This is a genomic window from Acuticoccus sp. MNP-M23 (assembly GCF_031195445.1).
GTDB lineage: Bacteria > Pseudomonadota > Alphaproteobacteria > Rhizobiales > Amorphaceae > Acuticoccus.
In genome coordinates this window covers 1841693-1858877 of the sequence record NZ_CP133480.1, presented here as the reverse complement: position 1 = coordinate 1858877, position 17185 = coordinate 1841693, and the positions used below count along the sequence as shown (strand labels likewise).

Genomic DNA, 17185 nt, shown 5'->3' with positions numbered 1-17185 from the left:
GGCATTGTTGTCTTGAGCGCGCCTTGCGGATGGCCTCTTGCTCGCTTGAGGCTGCATGTCGCGCCACTTCCGCGCCATCGCGTGGTGGCACCAGATTGAATGTGGTGTAAGTCTAACGCGCCGCGTCGCGGGCCTTCGGCCGGCGCGACCATGCGGCCGATGCGGGTTATGAGGTTCTGACGATATGGCGAACGCGAACGGAAACGGGCAGCACAAGGCAGGCCCGGCCTACGAGGTGACCGACCACGAGTACGACGTTGTCGTCGTCGGTGCCGGCGGCTCAGGCCTTCGCGCGGTGGTCGGCTGCGCCGAGGCTGGGCTGCGCACGGCCTGCATCACCAAGGTCTTCCCCACCCGCTCGCACACCGTGGCCGCCCAGGGCGGCATCTCGGCAGCGCTCGGCAACATGGGCCAGGACGACTGGCGCTGGCACATGTACGACACCGTGAAGGGGTCGGACTGGCTGGGCGACCAGGACGCCATCGAGTATCTCTGCCGCAACGCGCCGGAAGCCGTGTACGAGCTGGAGCACTGGGGCGTCCCCTTCAGCCGGACCGAAGAGGGCAAGATCTACCAGCGCCCGTTCGGCGGCATGACCACCAACTACGGCAAGGGCACCGCGCAGCGCACCTGCGCCGCGGCGGACCGCACCGGGCACGCCATCCTCCACACGCTGTACGGCCAGTCGCTCCGCCATTCGGCCGAGTTCTTCATCGAGTATTTCGCGCTCGACCTCATCATGGACGAGGGCAAGTGCATCGGCGTGATCGCCATGTGCCTGGAAGACGGCACCATCCACCGCTTCCGCTCCCACAAGACCATCCTCGCCACCGGCGGCTACGGCCGCGCCTACTTCTCCTGCACCTCGGCGCACACCTGCACCGGCGACGGCAACGCCATGGTGCTGCGCGCCGGCCTGCCGCTGCAGGACATGGAGTTCGTGCAGTTCCACCCCACCGGCATCTACGGCGCCGGCTGCCTGATCACCGAAGGCTCGCGCGGCGAAGGCGGCTACCTCACCAACTCCGACGGTGAGCGCTTCATGGAGCGCTACGCTCCCTCCGCCAAGGACCTCGCCTCCCGCGACGTGGTGTCCCGCTCGATGACGGTGGAGATCCGCGAAGGCCGCGGTGTCGGCAAGAATTCCGACCACATCCACCTGCACCTCGAACACCTCGACCCGGCGATCCTGCACGAGCGGCTGCCCGGCATCTCGGAATCCGCGCGCATCTTCGCAGGCGTCGACGTGACGAAGGAGCCGATCCCGGTGCTGCCGACGGTGCACTACAACATGGGCGGCATCCCGACCAACTTCCACGGCGAGGTGCTGACCAAGGTTGACGGCAACCCCGACACCGTGGTCCCCGGCCTGATGGCGATCGGCGAGGCGGCGTGCGTCTCCGTCCACGGCGCCAACCGCCTCGGCTCCAACTCGCTGATCGACCTTGTGGTGTTCGGCCGCGCCACGGCGCAGCGCTGCGCCGACACCATCACCAAGGGCGAGAGCCTGCCCCCCATGCCCAAGGGCGCCGACGAGCCTGCGCTGGCGCGGCTCGACAAGTTCCGCCACGCCACAGGCGGCACCCCCACCGCACAGCTGCGTGACGAGATGCAGAAGACGATGCAGAACAACTGCGCCGTGTTCCGCACCGGCGAGGTGCTGGAAGAGGGCCACACGCTGATCCACAAGGTGGCCGGCGGCATCGGCGACATCAACGTCACCGACAAGACGATGATCTGGAACACCGACCTCATCGAGACGCTGGAGTTCGACAACCTGATCGGCCAGGCCGTCGTCACCATGGACTCGGCGCTCAACCGCCCCGAATCCCGCGGCGCCCATGCCCGCGAGGACTATCCGGAGCGCGACGATGCGAACTGGATGAAGCACACCCTCGCCTACCTCGACGACGACTACAAAGTCCGCATCGAGGACCGGCCGGTGCACACCTACACCCTGTCAAACCAGATCGAGTACATCGCGCCCGCCAAGCGCGTTTACTGACGCGTCACGCGCCTGCCGCAACCAGCGGCAGGCGCAGACACCCCTGCGGGACAATCGCCTCAGCGCGACACAGTCACCAGCGGAACCGCCGCGCGGCGCCAGCCATCCTCGCCCAGCACCACAGCGTGGACGCGCATTGCGCCATCCTCGATGTCGATGCGGTTGAAGCTGTTTTCCTCGCCGCGGGTGCGGGCGGACAGCGCAGTGCCCGCCTGAATGGTGGTCACGCGGTGGCGGGCGGTCTCCGCCTCGGCCAGCACTTCGCCCGCTGTCACGCCGGTCTCAGGGGCGGGGACGTCCTCCCCCTCATAGGCCGCGGCGTAGGTGCGGTGAAGGTGGCCGGCCAGCACAAGGTCCACCCGCGCATCGCAGAATGCTTCCAGAGCCTCGGTCGCCCGCTTCACCATCACGCGGGGGCGGACGCCGAGATCGTCGGTTTCCTCGGCCAGAAATGGATGGTGGGCCACCACAATCCGGAACGGGGTCTCGTCCAGCGCATCGAAGCGGCCGCCCAGCCGGCTGATCTGCTTGCGCGAGACCGTGCCGTGCGACCAGTCCAGCTGCAACCGCATTCGCCTTGCGGTGTTGAGCCCGACCACCGCCACATCCGTATTCTGCCAGACCGGCTCCAGCTCCTCCGAGACATATTTGCGCCATCGGCGGTAGGGCGCACCAAAGCGCTCGGCCAGCTGATAGGGCGTGATGTCGTGGTTCCCGGGCACGCAGAATGTCGGCGCCTTCAGCGCGTCGATGAACTCGCGCGCCAGCTCGAACTCGCGCCGGCGCGCGGCCATCGTGAGATCACCGCTGAGAATGACGAGGTCCAGCGGCTCACGGTTGATCGCATCAACCAGTTGTGCCGCGGCCCCGTCGCTCTCGGAGCCGAAATGGATGTCAGATAGCTGAGCAATCGCCGTCATGGCTGCGATGTCTCCTCCTGAAGGCTGGGCAGCGCCATGACTGGCGCCGGTCAATCGTCTGGCGAGCCGAACACCTCGATGGCAGCGGGCCGCACCTCGATAACACTGGGCAGCTTCAGAAACACGCTCTCGCCATCCAGCATCGCATGGGATTTCCGCCGCAGGCCGCTGAGGTTCGCGCGCTCCATCACCAGCGCATCCACATCCGGGTCGGTCACAAGGTCGCCGAATGCGCCGCGGACGACAATGCGCGCCAGATCGAGCCCGCTCTTGGGGTGGAGGCTGAGCGCGGTGAGCTTGCCGCTCGACAGCCGGCGCACGGGACGCGGCAGGATCTGCCCCTCTTTCAGCGTTCCGACAAGAAAAGCAAAGGTGCCGCTTTCAAGCGATGCCGTGTCCTTGCCATCCAGCGTCAGCTTCAGCTTGGGGTCGCGCCCCAGGGTCGCCAGCGCGTGAACGCCCAGCCACACCTTGTCGAAGATCGTGAGCCGGCCGCGCCGATGCTCGCGGTGGACGCCGATGCGCACCGGCAGCCCCGTCAGCGCGGTATGCAAGAAGAGATGCCCGTCAATGGCGCCGGCATCGATGGGCCGGGTCTTGCCCGACGCGATCACCTGCACCGCTGCAGCCCGGTCGACCGGAATGCCGAAGTCCGTGGCGAGCAGGTTCATGGTGCCGCCGGGGATGATGCCCACCGGCCGGCCGCCACCGGCATGGGCGGTGATGACGGCGTTGATCGTCCCGTCACCGCCGTCGACAATCACCATGTCGGCGTCGCTCTCGCGGCTCTTCGCGATCTGTTCGCCGACGTCGCCCTCCAGCACCGTCACGTCGATGCCGGCGGCGCGGAGGCTTCCGGCAATCTCGTCCGGCGCTTCGCCAGACGTGAGATGGAACCCGGATGCACGATTGACGATCAGAACGGCCGACGGCACTAACGCCCCACAATCTTGTTCAATGCCATCGGCAGCGATGCAACATCTTGGCCGGAATGGCCCGATCGTAACTGAACGCGTCTGAGCGGCGTTCGTTCGCCCGTCGCACCAAGCAGCTGTTAATTTTGGTACGTCACACCTACCTAGGGCGTTCGGCCGTGCCCGGACACTGCCGGAACCATTTCGCCCGCAGGGCCACATCAGCGAAGACCGGAGGACACATGCGCGAGCGCTTGCGCCGCATCGAGGAACAGGCGCGCCTTGCTGGCGCAGTGCTGGAGGAGCGTGCCCGCGAGATGATGGCACCCACGCTCCGCCTCGGCGTCACCGGTCTGTCGCGCTCCGGCAAGACGGTGTTTCTGGCAGCGCTGGCGCACAACCTCATCCATGGCGGACGGCTGCCGGTGTTTGCGCCCTACGCGGAAGGCCGGCTGGCAAAGGCGAGCCTTGCCCCGCAGCCGGACGACGAGGTGCCCCGCTTTCCCTACGAAGACCATGTGCGCTCGCTGAGCGAGGACCGCATCTGGCCCAAGTCCACCAAGCGGATCGCGGAGCTGCGCGTCACCATCGAGTATGAGAGCGCGCGCCTGTTCAACCGCAAGCTCGGCCGCGGCAAGCTGCACCTCGACCTGATCGACTATCCCGGCGAATGGCTGCTGGACCTGCCGCTGATGCACCTCTCCTTCCGCGAGTGGTGCGCCGAGGCTGCGGCGGAAGCGGCCCGCCGCCCGCGCGAGGCGGCAGAGTTCGTCGCGCTGTCCGCGGAGCTGGACCCGCTCTCCCCCGCCACGGACGGCAATGCCGCGCGCCTGGCGGAAATCTTCACCGCGTACCTGAAGGCGGCTCGGGCCGACCCCAACGCGCTGGCGTCCCTGCCCCCCGGCCGGTTCCTGATGCCGGGCGACATGGAAGGCTCCCCCGCGCTGACCTTTGCACCGCTGACGGTGCCGGCCGAGGGCATTGCCCCGCCAGGCTCGCTGTGGGCGATGATGGAACGCCGCTACGAGGCCTACAAGACCCATGTCGTCCGGCCCTTTTTCCGCGACCACTTCGCACGGCTGGACCGGCAGATCGTGCTGGTCGACATCCTGTCCGCCCTCAACGGCGGCCCGGAGGCGATGGACGAACTGCGCCGCGCGCTGATCTCCGTGCTGTCGTGCTTCCGCACCGGCAAGCTGACCTTTCTGGGCAGCCTGATCGACCGGCGGATCGACCGGATCATGTTCGTCGCGACCAAAGCCGACCACATCCACCACACCGACCACGACAAGCTGGAAAAGATCCTCGCCGCTCTGGTGGAGGAGGCCAGCGCCAAGGCCGCCTTTGCCGGCACCGATGTCCAGACCGCCGCCATGGCCGCAGTGCGCGCCACGCGCGAAGGCACAGCCAGCCAGAACGGCGTTGCCCTGCCCACAATCATCGGCACCCCGCTGGCAGGCCAGAAGCTTGGCGCCCGCACCTTCGACGGAAATACCGAAGTGGGGCTCTTTCCCGGCGATCTGCCCGACAATCCGGCAGAGGTGTTCGACGGCACCCATGACGACTATGGTGTGTCGACGTTGCGTTTCCGGCCCGGCCAGATCGAACGCAACAATGCGGGGGTCACGCTGTCCCTCCCCCACATCCGGCTCGACCGCGTGTTGCAATATCTCATCGGAGACCGCCTCCAATGACCCGCCGCCGCCCCCAGGTGTTCGACCTCGACAATGTCGAGCCCGATGCGCACACGCCCGACCCGGAGCCCGTCTTCGAGCCGGACCCGGCGCTCGAAGCGGAGCCTCTGCTTGACGAGGAACCGCCGCGCGCCTCTTCCTCGCAGCGAGGGACCGGGCCCGCGCTGGCGCCCGTGCGCGCTGGCAAGCCGCCAAGGCGTGAGAAGAAGCGCTTCAGTTTCCTGACGCTGTTCACGGTCAGCGTTTCCACCCTTGCCGGCCTTGCGCTGTCGATCTCGCTCTACGCCTTCATCGAGGATCTGTTTGCGCGCATCCCGGTGCTGGGCGGCATTGCAGCGGGGCTCGCGGTCCTGGCCGTGGTCGGTCTCCTCGGCATGGTCCTGCGCGAATGGTTCGCCATCCGCCGGCTGAAAGAGGTTGAGGGACTTCGCCGCCGCGCCGACAAGGCGGTGGAGACCGACAACCGCAAGGCCGCCATGGCCGTCCTCGAAGATCTCGGCGACCTTTATGGCGACCGCCCCACCACCGCCCGCGGCCGCAATGCCATGAAGGCGCACATGCGCGAGATCATCGACGGGCGGGACCTCATCGGCCTTGGCGAACGCGAAATCCTGAACCCGCTCGATCGCGAGGCGGTGCGGGCAATCGTGTCCGCCTCCCGCCGGGTTGCCGCGGTGACGGCCCTGTCGCCGCGCGCACTGGTGGATGTGGCGTTCATCCTGTTCGCCGCGCTTTCGCTGGTGCGGCGCATCGCGACCATCTATGGCGGCCGCCCCGGCACGCTGGGCTTCTTCCGCGTCCTGCGCCACGCCATTGCGCACCTTGCCGTCACCGGCGGCATGGCGGCGGGCGACACCATGGTGGGCGAGGTGATCGGCAAGGGGATCGCGGCGAAGCTGTCGGCCAAGCTCGGGGAAGGCATCGTCAACGGCCTGATGACGGCAAGGCTCGGCCTTGCCACGCTCGACGTCCTGCGGCCGCTCCCATTCACCGCAACGCGCCGCCCCCGCGTCAACGACATTCTCGCCGAAATCGCGCGCATCGCCCCTGGCGACAAGGAACGCTAGCGTGGGACGGGCATAAAGGCGGCACCCATGTTCACACCATTGTTCGAGGAACTGAGGGCCGCCGGAGTGCCGGTCTCCCTGCGCGAGTACCTCACGTTGCTGGAGGCCATGGAGAAGGGCCTCGCCGGGACCGATATCGAGGCGTTCTACCACCTCTCGCGCGCCATCCTCGTCAAGGACGAGACGAAGATCGACGCGTTCGACCGGGTGTTCGCCAAGGTATTCAAGGGCCTCCACGCGCTGTCGCCGGACGGCGGCGAAGACGTTGCCGCCCGCGAACTCCCCGAAGAGTGGCTGCGCCTTCTGGCCGAGCGCTTCCTGTCCGAGGAGGACCGGGCGAAGGTTGAGGCGCTGGGCGGGTTCGACAAGCTGATGGAGACGCTGCGCCAGCGGCTGGCCGAGCAGGAGGGCCGCCATCAGGGCGGTTCCAAGTGGATCGGCACCGGCGGCACCAGCCCCTTCGGCCATGGCGGATACAACCCCGAAGGCGTCCGCATCGGTGGCCCCGGCCGCCACCGCCGCGCGGTAAAAGTGTGGGAAAAGCGCGAGTTCCGCGACCTCGACGACAGCGTCGAGATCGGCACCCGCTCCATCCGCATCGCCTTGCGCAAGCTCAGGCAGCTGGCGCGCACCGGCGCCACCGAGGAGCTGGACATCGACGAGACCATCGCCGCCACCGCCCGCGAAGGCTACCTCGACGTCAAGACCCGGCGCGAGCGGCAGAACGCCATCAAGGTGCTGCTGCTCCTCGATATCGGCGGGTCGATGGACGACCACATCAAGGTCTGCGAGGAGCTGTTCTCCGCCGCACGGTCCGAATTCCGCTCGCTGACGCACTACTACTTCCACAACTGCGTCTACGAAGGGCTCTGGCGCGAGAACGCCCGGCGGCGGGTGGATCAGGTGCCGACCGAGGACATCATCCGCACCTTCCCTGCGGACACGCGCCTCGTCATCGTGGGCGATGCCGCCATGAGCCCCTACGAAATTGCCATGCCCGGCGGCTCTGTGGAGCACTGGAACACCGAACCCGGCGAAGTCTGGCTGAAGCGTCTTCTCGCCCATTTTCCCAAGGCGGCATGGATCAATCCCGTGCGGGCGGACCTGTGGCGCTATACACAATCGACCCAGATGATCGCGTCGATCATGGAGCGCCGGATGTTCGAGTTGAGTCTGTCCGGCCTCGACGCCACAATCGACGCCCTGCGCCGCTGAGCGCCGGCCCCAACCGGAGACCAACGTGAGCGCCGAAACGCCGCCCCCCGCCGATCCGGCTCTCAGCCGCTTCATCCCGCTGACGCGGCAAGCCGTGATTGCGGATCTGTGTCAGGACCCGGCGATGGCCGGCGAGCGCCCGGCATTTGCGGAGCTGGCCCTGCACCTCCAGCGCCACCGCAGCCACGGCTACCGCGCCCTCGCCGACGAGATGCGCCGCTGCTACCTGCCCTTCAGCCCGGACCGGGACACCAAACGCGTCCAGACATTTTCCGCCGCAGAGACCGGCGCGATGAAGGAAAAGCTGTCCACCCTCACCACGCACCTTCTGGAGCGGGCGAACTACAACCCCATCGACACCGAAACGCTGAACGTGCTCCTGAACGAGAAGAGCCCGTACTCGCTCCACATCTCGGTGGATCTCGCCGAGTATGACGAGCTTTTGATATTCCGCCGCGAGACCTATTCGCGAACCCACACGGTGCGCAATTCGCAGACATTCTTTCTCAAGCGATCGTACGAAACCCGCAACTACCGGCGCCTCTTCATCCTCCTCAAGCTGAAGCCGGAGGCGGACCGCGCCGCCGAGCTGGCCAGCACCCAGAACCTGTCGCACGCCAAAGCGCTGAAGATGGTGCGCAAGCGGCGCAAGCAGCTTCCCACCGGCACCTCGTCCGACTTCATCTACATGAAGGTGTTCAAGGACATTCCCGAGCACGACCTCGAAATGCTGTTTCCGCTGCGCGAGGTGGCGTTCCGCCCGTTCGACAAGATGAAATTCTATGCCACCGCGGGCGGCGGCACGGCCTTCGGCATATTCAGCACCACCGGAAAGATCCTGGCGGCCACCAACCCGTTCACCGCCGTGGGTGCGCTGATCGGCTTCGGGGGACTGCTCGCACGGCAGATCGCGACATTCTTCAACCAGCACACGCGCTACATGATGGAGCTGTCGCAGCGGCTGTTCTTCCACAATCTGGCCAACAACCGCGCCGCGCTCATGCTCCTGCTCGACCGTGCGGAGGAAGAGGACGTGAAGGAGGACCTGATTGCCCTCTACTTCCACGCCGGCACCCGCGTTGCGACGCAGGAGCTGGCAGGCCGCAAGGCGCGGATCGACGAGATCATCGAGGCCCGCTACGGCATCGCGGTGGATTTCGAGCTGCACGACGCCCTGTCGCGCCTGAAGGCCGACGGCGCGGTGCGCAGCGAAGGCGATACGCTGGTGTTTGCGACCCTTGCCGAAGCGGCGGAGATCTATGCCCGCCTCGTCACCGGCGATGACCGCGACGACGCGCGCCACATGTGCGACCCCGCCCCGGTGCTCGAACCGGCCGAGGTCTGACCGCAGCGCCGATCAGCTGGGGAATGCTTCGTCGAGTTCGGCGAGATGCGCGGTGCACAGGCCCTTCACCGCGCGGCCGTGGGTGAGAAGGGTGAGCTTGGCGGTCTCCTCCAGCTCTTCGGCAATCGCAACCGCGTCCATGAGCGACTTGCCGGCCACCACCGGCCCGTGGTTGGCCAGAAGCATGGCGTGGGTGCTGCGGGCATGGGCACGCACCTTGTCGGCCAGTCCCATGTCGCCCGGCCGCACATAGGGGATCAGCGGCAGGCGGCCGACCTTCATGTGGTGGTAGGCGGTCAGCGGCGGCAGCGCATTGTCGGGGTCGGTGTCGGCAAGGATCGAGACGGCAACCGAGTGGGTGGAGTGGAGATGGACCACGGCCGCCGCGTTCGCCCGCTCCTCGTACATCGCCAGATGCAGGAAGGTTTCCTTGGACGGCTTGTCACCGGACAGGAGGCTGCCATCGGCCGCAACGGCCGAAATCCGCTCCGCGTCCAGAAGGCCCATGCACGAATTTGTGGGCGTGACCAGCATCACGTCACCCACGCGGGCGGAGATGTTGCCCGTGGTGCCGTGAGCATATCCGCGCATGTAGAGAAGTTCGGCAAAGCGCACGATCTGGTCGCGGGTGCGCGTTTCGGCGGAGATGATTGCAGTCATGGGGTGAGGAGGCCCTTGAAGTCAGCGGTGTCCAGCGCGGCGCCGATGGTGAACACCGCGGCGGTGCTGGTGGGAAAGCTGTTGCCCACTTTTCCGGCATTCTCGCCCGCAAGGTCGAGCGCCAGGCTGTGGACCGTGGGATTGTGGCCGATGAGCAATATGGTCTGGCCGGAGGCGCGGCCCAGGAGATTGCACAGCGCAGGCGGCTCGGCGTTGTAGATTTCGCCAAGGATGCGGATTGTGCAGTCGCGCGACAGGTGCGGCATGATGGCGGCGAGCGTATCGCGCGTGCGCCGTGCCGCCGAGCACAGCACCATGTCGGGCAGAAGGCCGGCTTCGGCCAGCGCCGCGCCGACATCGCCCGCCTCGTGCCATCCGCGAGGATCGAGCATCCTGTCGAAATCCGGCTTGCCGCTGCCCGCCTCCGCGCGCGCATGCCGCATGATGATGAGCCTGCGCATCTACCGCCGTGCCCTGTCGAGGAAGGCCAGACGCTCGAAGAGGTGGACATCCTGTTCGTTCTTCACCAGCGCACCGTAGAGCGGCGGCAGCATCTTGCTTCCGCTTTCGCGCAGCGCCTCCGGCGCAATGTCCTCGATAACCAGCAGCTTGATCCAGTCGAGAAGCTCGGAGGTCGAAGGCCGCTTCTTCAGGCCCGGCACGTCACGCAGCTCGAAAAAGGTCTCCAGCGCTGCGGTAAGGAGACGCGGCTTCAGGCGCGGGAAGTGCAGCTCCACAATGTCGGCCAGCGTCTCGGCATCCGGAAACTTGATGAAATGGAAGAAGCAGCGGCGCAGGAACGCATCCGGCAGCTCTTTTTCGTTGTTGGAAGTGATGATGACAACCGGGCGGACGGCCGCGGCAATCCGCTCCCCGGTCTCCTGCACGGTGAACTCCATCCGGTCGAGTTCGAGGAGCAGGTCGTTGGGGAATTCGATGTCCGCCTTGTCGATCTCGTCGATCAAGAGGACGGGCCGTTCGGGCGCGGCAAACGCCTCCCACAGGCGGCCCTTGCGAATATAGTTCGCGATATCCGACACGCGCGGATCGCCGAGCTGACTGTCGCGCAGACGGGCGACTGCATCATATTCGTACAGGCCTTCTCTGGCCTTTGTGGTAGACTTGATGTGCCACTCGATCAGTGGCGCGCCCATGGCCCGGGCCACTTCGGCAGCAAGAACCGACTTTCCGGTGCCCGGCTCGCCCTTGACGAGCAGCGGACGTTCGAGTGCCACGGCGGCATTGACCGCAATCTGAAGATCGGCTGTCGCGACGTAGGAGTCAGAGCCTTCGAAGCGCATTGATGACACCTTGCCGCGCCGTGGAACTCGAAACCGGCCTCGCCGGTTAACCGCCCAATAAAGCCAGGGAGGCCTGAAAACATGAGTTATTCCGAGGGCGATAAAGTCAAGTGGAAATGGGGAAAGGGCACGGCCACGGGCAAGGTGGAGAAGGTCTACACCCGCAAGACCACCCGCAAGATCGACGGCACGGAAGTCACCCGCAAAGGCTCGAAAGACTGCCCGGCCTACTACATCACCCAACAATCGGGCGGTGCGGCACTGAAGCTCCACTCCGAGGTCGAACGCGCCTGACCGGCAGCATTTCCGGCAGGGAGCGGCGCGAAGCACAGGTGCGACCCGCCGCCCACACTGCCTCGGCAGCACTTTAGCGACCCAAAGGTGTTGGGGTTATGCTGTTGCAATCGCTTTCGGACAGTGTATAGGCACGTTGTATTGGCTTGGGGATGAAGCGGTGAGTATGGTGATCGACGACACTGTCGAAGATGGCTACCGTCCGACCGAGGACGAGCCTTTCATGAACGCGGAACAGCAAGAGTATTTTCGTAATAAATTGCTGTCTTGGCGCTCCGATATACTTCGCGAGAGCAAGTATACACTTGAACAACTCGCAGAACGCGAGCGCAATCACCCGGATCTGGCGGACAGGGCAACCTCGGAATCGGATCACGCGATCGAATTGCGCGCTCGAGACCGCCAGCGCAAGTTGATTGCAAAGATCGATGCGGCCCTGTCTCGGATCGAAGACGGCAGTTACGGTTATTGCGAAGAATCCGGCGAGCCCATTGGCGTGCGCCGGCTGGATGCGCGCCCAGTCGCGACGTTGTCCATCGAGGCACAGGAACGCCACGAACGGCGCGAGCGAATCCACAGGGACGACTGACCCCGCCGGCGACCTTTGCCGCCGGCTGTGCCATCATCAAAAGTCCGCAGGCAGGGGACTGATCCGATGGCCGACACCATGCAACCGCGCGATGTTTCGGGCGGCACCGCCGGACTCCGGCTGCGGCTTGCCGCCCCCTTCGCGGCAGCCCTCTGCGCTGCGGCGGTCGCTGCGGCCAGCATGGCGGCGGGACTGCCGGAGGGCATCGGCATCGGCGCCGCCCTCGCCGCGCTCATTGGCGCAATAATCGGGCTCTACTTCGCCGGGCGCGCACCGCTGCCGGCCCCGCCGCCCGAGCCGCACCACGCCCTCGCCGTCACCGACCACAACGGCGCGCCCCTCACCATCACCAGCGCGTTCGCCCGCCTGATGGAGAGCCGCGGCCTTGCCCCCGGCATCGATGCGCTGGCAAGCGACCCTGCCGCCGCTGCGGTGCTGTTTGGCCTTCGCCGCCGCGCCCTCATTAAGGGCACCGCGTCAGGCGTCCTGCCCAGCGGCGATGTTGTGGAGGTCCGCGCCGACGGCGGGCGGCTCCTCCACTATTTCGAGGCGAGCACTGCCAGCGCCGCGACCCACGAGGACGTTCTGCCGTCCATCGTCGACATCATTCCCGCGCCCGCCGCCATCGTAAACCGGGACGGCACGCTGGCCTCCGCCAATGACGCATTTTGCGCCGTCGCCGGCGAAGGCGCCACACTCGGCGATGGCCTGGCCATCGACACCGACGCACTGACCCGCCTGTTCGCCCAGGCCCGGAGCCGCGCCAGCGGCCAGATCGAGGCGGCATTGCGGGCCGCGCCCGAGCGCCGCGTGCGCATCGCGGCCAAGCCCTTCCTCGCCGACCGTGTGATCATCACCCTCACCGACGTCACCGAGGAGTCGGAGCTGGAAGCCCAGATGGCGCAAAGCCAGAAGATGCAGGCCATCGGCCAGCTCGCAGGCGGCATCGCGCACGACTTCAACAATGTCCTCACCGCCATCATCGGCTTCTCGGACCTCCTCCTCCAGAACCACCGGCCGAGCGACCCCGCCTTCCGCGACATCATGAACATCAAGCAGAGCGCGCAGCGGGCCGCCGGCCTCGTCAAGCAGCTGCTCGCCTTCTCGCGCCGGCAGACGCTGCGCCCCACCGTTCTCAATCTCAACGACGTGATCGCCGACCTGTCGATGATGCTGGACCGGCTGCTCGGCGAGCCGGTCCATCTGGAGCTCGGCTACGGGCGCGATCTGTGGCCGGTGCTGGCCGATCTCAGCCAGATCGAGCAGGTGGTGATCAACCTGGCCGTCAACGCCCGTGATGCAATGCCCGGCGGCGGCACGCTGGCGGTTCGCACCCTCAACGTACCTGCGGGCGAGGGCGCGCTGGACGGCGACGGCGGCACTCTGGAAGGCGATGCCGTGCTGATCGAGATTGTCGATGTGGGCACGGGCATGCCGCAGCACGTTCTGGAGAAGATCTTCGAGCCGTTCTTCACCACCAAGGCCACGGGCGAGGGCACCGGGCTCGGCCTTTCCACCGTGTACGGCATCGTCAAGCAGACCGGGGGCGCGCTCACGGTCGACTCCAAGGAAGGCACCGGCACCACGTTCCGCGTCTACCTGCCGCGGGCAACGGTGGAGGCCAAACCCGCCGCCGACACCCCGCGCGAGCCCAGCGCCGCACCCATGGACCTCACCGGCAACGCCACGCTCCTGCTGGTGGAGGACGAGGAAGCCATCCGCGCCATCGCCGCCCGCGCCCTGTCTGCCAAGGGTTACCACGTGCTGTCGGCGGCATCGGGGGTGGAAGCGGCGGAAATCTTCGCCGAAGAGGGCGATTCGATCGATTTGTTGTTAACGGACGTGATCATGCCTGAACTCGACGGCCCGTCGCTGGTAAGACAGGTGCGGGCGGTCCGGCCGGATCTGAAGGTCATCTTCATGTCGGGCTACGCGGACGGCGCATCGGTCGACGATCTGGGCGGCGCACCGTTCCTGCCCAAGCCGTTCACGCTGAAGCTTCTTGCCGAAGCGGTGAAACGAGAGCTGACAGGGCACTGAGCGTTGCGTTAACTAAATCTTAAGTTTTCGAACAGATTGCGAACGTAAGCGGCTTGTTGTAGGATAGGGCATCAAACATGGGCGGAACCTATGAAGCGTAAGGGAAGCGGCACGTCGCAATCGGATCTACGTCTGGTTGACGGCAGCTCGAACGACAAGGCGAAGGCCCTCTCCGCCGCACTTGCGAACATCGAGCGTGCGTTCGGCAAGGGCGCGGTCATGAAGCTCGGCGCCGGGCAGCAGGTGGAAATCGAGACGGTGCCCACAGGCTCTCTCGGCCTCGACATTGCCCTCGGAATCGGCGGGCTGCCGCGCGGCCGCATCGTCGAGGTCTTCGGCCCCGAATCGTCGGGCAAGACCACGCTGGCGCTGCACGTGATCGCCGAGGCACAGAAGAAGGGTGGCATCTGCGCGTTTGTGGATGCCGAGCACGCGCTCGACCCGATCTATGCCCGCAAGCTGGGTGTCCAGGTCGACGATCTTCTCATCTCACAGCCCGATGCCGGCGAGCAGGCGCTGGAAATCACCGATACGCTGGTGCGGTCCGGCGCGGTGGACGTGCTGGTGGTCGACTCCGTCGCCGCCCTCACCCCGCGCGCCGAGCTTGAGGGCGAGATGGGCGACCAGCTCCCCGGCCTTCAGGCCCGCCTGATGAGCCAGGCGCTGCGCAAGCTGACCGGTTCGATCTCGCGCAGCCACACCATGGTCATCTTCATCAACCAGATCCGCATGAAGATCGGCGTGATGTTCGGCTCGCCCGAAACCACCACCGGCGGCAACGCGCTGAAATTCTACGCCTCGGTCCGCCTCGACATTCGCCGCATCGGCTCGATCAAGGATCGTGACGAGGTGACGGGCAACCAGACCCGCGTCAAGGTTGTAAAGAACAAACTCGCACCGCCGTTCCGCGAGGTCGAGTTCGACATCATGTACGGCGAGGGCGTTTCCAAGCTCGGCGAGCTTCTCGACCTTGGCGTCAAGGCCGGCATCGTCGAGAAGGCGGGCGCCTGGTTCTCCTACGACAGTCAGCGCCTCGGTCAGGGCCGCGAGAACTCCAAGCAGTTCCTGCGCGACAACCCGGAAGTGGCCAATACCATCGAGGCGGCCATCCGCCAGAATGCAGGCCTCATTGCCGAGAAGATCATCGGCGCGCCGGAACCGGACGCCGATGCCGACAGCCCGGACGAGGACATCTCAGCCGCAGAATGATGCAGAGCGCTGCCGGGCCCCTCGCTCGGCAGCGCAACCCGGCGGACCCGCGGCGTCGCCAGGCCGGCCCTATCGCTCGGCCGACTCTCCGCCAACCAGCCCGTTGACGAGATCGCCGACGCCGTCGAACACGCGCCCGCCAAAACCTTCGGCCGCCTCAGGATCGGCAAAGGCGTTGTTGGTCATGATGCTCTGATCCTCCTCGATCTCCTCGGGCGTGAACGCTCGCAGCGAGCGCCCGTCATGGATCAGAAGCCGAAGGGCGCCGAGAAGAGAGCCGTCCGCCTCCTCCAGCGCCGCATCCAGCTGCGCATCGACAATGCCAAGGTGCTCACACACCAGCGTCCGGCGCACCGATAGCGCGGCTTCGCGCACCGCGTCGGCCTTGTCCGGCGCAACGGCGGCGTCGACAATCAGGTCGCACTCGGTATCGAACCCCATGGAGCGGTTGTTGAGGTTGGACGAACCGACCCGCAGCGCCCGCCCATCCGCAATCAGCACTTTGGCGTGCACATAAATTGCGACGCCCGCCGCAGTCACGGGATAGAACGCGCCGAAGTGGCCGTAGCGATCGGCCTCCCACAGCTCGTGCAGCAGGTGATAGCGCGCACCGTCCATCGCCTTGCGCCGCAGCCACCCTTCCGACTTTCGCGGCAGGATGACGATGATTTCCGGCCCGTCCTCTTCAGCAAGACGGGACTTGATCGCCTCCACCATGCAGCGGGAGGCGAGATATTGCGTCTCGATATATAAAATATCCTGCGCGGCGGCGATCACCTCCAGATAGAACGCTTCGATCTCGCGCACTTCGCCATAGCCGTCAAAGTCCGGGAACGTGCGGGCAATGCCGATGGGAATGTCGCGCAGCGTCGGCACAAGGTCGTCGGGCCAGATGCTGTGGTGGGATGGCGGCGGCGTCAGCGTTTCGCCGGTGGCACGGCGCCAGCGCTCGCGGGCAAGGTCGCCCAGCGCCTCGGCGACCCCGCCGTCGACGATGGTCGTCGCATCGTGCCACGGCTTGCTCGGCTCGCCGCCCACGGTCACGCGGTGAGGGTTCTGGTCCCGGTGCTCGCTGGTGTCCCAGCGCTCCTCGGTCATGTCGATCCCGCCGCAAAACGCAACCGAGTCGTCGATCACGACAATCTTGGAGTGGTGCGCGGCTCCCAGCGGGTGCTCGGCATCGAGGCGGAAGTGCAGGGCGTCGGTGGTCAGAATGTCCGTGATGAACACCGGCAACATGCCGCGTCCCACGGACTGGACCGCCCCGAAATCCCATTTCAGCATGTAGATCTGCAAGCCGTCGGCCTGCTCCGGGAGCCAGGCCAGAAATTCGCCAAGCGTGTTGGGTCCCGCGAGCGTTGCCCCTTCCGGCTCAAGCTTGATGCGCGTGTCGAAGTCCCAGCCGATCAGCATGATCGTATGCTGCGCCTGAAGCATCGCCGCCTTGGCGGCTCTGAAGAAATCGGCACCGTCCACGATGACACGCATCCGGTCGGCGTGTTCGATCCGCCAGCACGTTTGCCCACGCTCAAGCAGTGGTTTCTGGTCCACGTCGCCTCCCGGCTTTCATTGCGGGCGCGAATGCTGACCGCCCGGTACAACGGAGCGCCGACCCTCAACTGATCCAATTGATACAACGCCGCTGCGGCAAATCCGATCCCGTTGGCCGACATCGCCTGACGCCGAACCGGCGAAGGGCAGGAGGCCCGACACCCCATCGAGGCAATCCGTTGCCAATTTCCGGACGCCCACCGGTTGCGGCGTTGGTTGGGACGTCAAATTTTGTACCGGTAGCCAAAGACGTTTTCGCAAGCATGCGGCATCGGCTTACGCTTTAAACATCTGAATCTGTAGCGATTCCAAGGAGGCAGGTTGTCCCGGAACACTCAATTCCATCTGAGTGTTCCTCTCCGAACCCACTCGTGACAGCGT

At 66.1% G+C, this 17185-nt stretch carries 15 protein-coding genes; 9 read left to right on the top strand and 6 right to left on the bottom strand.

Annotated features, from left to right (window positions below; genetic code table 11):
* Positions 1-184: 184 nt before the first annotated feature.
* The gene (gene sdhA, locus RDV64_RS08825; protein WP_309198905.1) at positions 185-2005 is read left to right on the top strand and encodes a succinate dehydrogenase flavoprotein subunit; all 1821 of its coding nucleotides are present in this window, start codon (positions 185-187) and stop codon (positions 2003-2005) included.
* A 59-nt stretch (positions 2006-2064) separates the two neighbouring features.
* Here the strand turns inward: sdhA and RDV64_RS08820 are convergent, their stop codons facing one another.
* Both RDV64_RS08820 and RDV64_RS08815 read right to left on the bottom strand, forming a co-directional pair.
* The gene (locus RDV64_RS08820) at positions 2065-2925 is read right to left on the bottom strand and encodes a metallophosphoesterase (protein ID WP_309198904.1); all 861 of its coding nucleotides are present in this window, start codon (positions 2923-2925) and stop codon (positions 2065-2067) included.
* A 50-nt stretch (positions 2926-2975) separates the two neighbouring features.
* Positions 2976-3860 (bottom strand): diacylglycerol kinase family protein, encoded by an 885-nt coding sequence (locus tag RDV64_RS08815; protein WP_309198903.1) that lies wholly within the window; start codon positions 3858-3860, stop codon positions 2976-2978.
* Positions 3861-4081: 221 nt separating this feature from the next.
* Here RDV64_RS08815 and RDV64_RS08810 point away from each other — a divergent pair, with 221 nt between their 5' ends.
* Genes RDV64_RS08810 through RDV64_RS08795 form a run of 4 tightly spaced genes read left to right on the top strand, consistent with a single transcriptional unit; the run spans position 4082 to position 9160 of the window.
* Positions 4082-5533: a YcjX family protein gene (locus RDV64_RS08810; protein ID WP_309198902.1), complete on the top strand. Its 1452-nt coding sequence runs from the start codon at positions 4082-4084 to the stop codon at positions 5531-5533.
* Positions 5530-6600 carry a TIGR01620 family protein gene (locus RDV64_RS08805; protein ID WP_309198901.1) on the top strand — a complete coding sequence of 357 codons (1071 nt, stop codon included), beginning with the start codon at positions 5530-5532 and terminating at the stop codon, positions 6598-6600. Before RDV64_RS08810 ends, RDV64_RS08805 begins: the two co-directional genes overlap by 4 nt.
* A gap of 27 nt (positions 6601-6627) precedes the next feature.
* Positions 6628-7815 (top strand): VWA domain-containing protein, encoded by a 1188-nt coding sequence (locus RDV64_RS08800; protein WP_309198900.1) that lies wholly within the window; start codon positions 6628-6630, stop codon positions 7813-7815.
* Between the two features lie 25 nt (positions 7816-7840).
* The gene (locus tag RDV64_RS08795) at positions 7841-9160 is read left to right on the top strand and encodes a DUF3754 domain-containing protein (protein WP_309198899.1); all 1320 of its coding nucleotides are present in this window, start codon (positions 7841-7843) and stop codon (positions 9158-9160) included.
* A 12-nt stretch (positions 9161-9172) separates the two neighbouring features.
* Here RDV64_RS08795 and otnC read toward each other — a convergent pair whose 3' ends face one another.
* The 3 genes from otnC to RDV64_RS08780 are packed head-to-tail and all read right to left on the bottom strand — an operon-like array spanning position 9173 to position 11121.
* A complete protein-coding gene (gene otnC / locus RDV64_RS08790) occupies positions 9173-9820 on the bottom strand; it encodes a 3-oxo-tetronate 4-phosphate decarboxylase (protein WP_309198898.1) in 648 nt (215 codons plus the stop codon).
* A complete protein-coding gene (locus RDV64_RS08785; protein WP_309198897.1) occupies positions 9817-10281 on the bottom strand; it encodes a histidine phosphatase family protein in 465 nt (154 codons plus the stop codon). The genes otnC and RDV64_RS08785 overlap by 4 nt, the downstream gene beginning before the upstream one ends.
* Positions 10282-11121 carry a MoxR family ATPase gene (locus RDV64_RS08780; RefSeq protein WP_309198896.1) on the bottom strand — a complete coding sequence of 280 codons (840 nt, stop codon included), beginning with the start codon at positions 11119-11121 and terminating at the stop codon, positions 10282-10284.
* 81 nt (positions 11122-11202) lie between these two features.
* On the opposite strand from RDV64_RS08780, the gene RDV64_RS08775 reads away from it, so the two are divergent.
* The 4 genes from RDV64_RS08775 (at position 11203) to recA (ending at position 15253) form a co-directional block, all read left to right on the top strand.
* Complete coding sequence (locus tag RDV64_RS08775; RefSeq protein ID WP_309198895.1) at positions 11203-11415, top strand: DUF2945 domain-containing protein; 213 nt, start codon at positions 11203-11205, stop codon at positions 11413-11415.
* A 166-nt stretch (positions 11416-11581) separates the two neighbouring features.
* Positions 11582-12004 (top strand): RNA polymerase-binding protein DksA, encoded by a 423-nt coding sequence (gene dksA / locus RDV64_RS08770; protein ID WP_375143802.1) that lies wholly within the window; start codon positions 11582-11584, stop codon positions 12002-12004.
* A 66-nt stretch (positions 12005-12070) separates the two neighbouring features.
* The gene (locus tag RDV64_RS23840; protein WP_375143801.1) at positions 12071-14044 is read left to right on the top strand and encodes an ATP-binding protein; all 1974 of its coding nucleotides are present in this window, start codon (positions 12071-12073) and stop codon (positions 14042-14044) included.
* Between the two features lie 90 nt (positions 14045-14134).
* Positions 14135-15253 (top strand): recombinase RecA, encoded by a 1119-nt coding sequence (recA, locus tag RDV64_RS08760; protein ID WP_309198894.1) that lies wholly within the window; start codon positions 14135-14137, stop codon positions 15251-15253.
* Between the two features lie 69 nt (positions 15254-15322).
* Here recA and RDV64_RS08755 read toward each other — a convergent pair whose 3' ends face one another.
* Entirely contained in the window at positions 15323-16804 is a 1482-nt protein-coding gene (locus RDV64_RS08755; RefSeq protein WP_309198893.1) for a phospholipase D-like domain-containing protein, read from the bottom strand.
* Between the last annotated feature and the right edge of the window lie 381 nt (positions 16805-17185).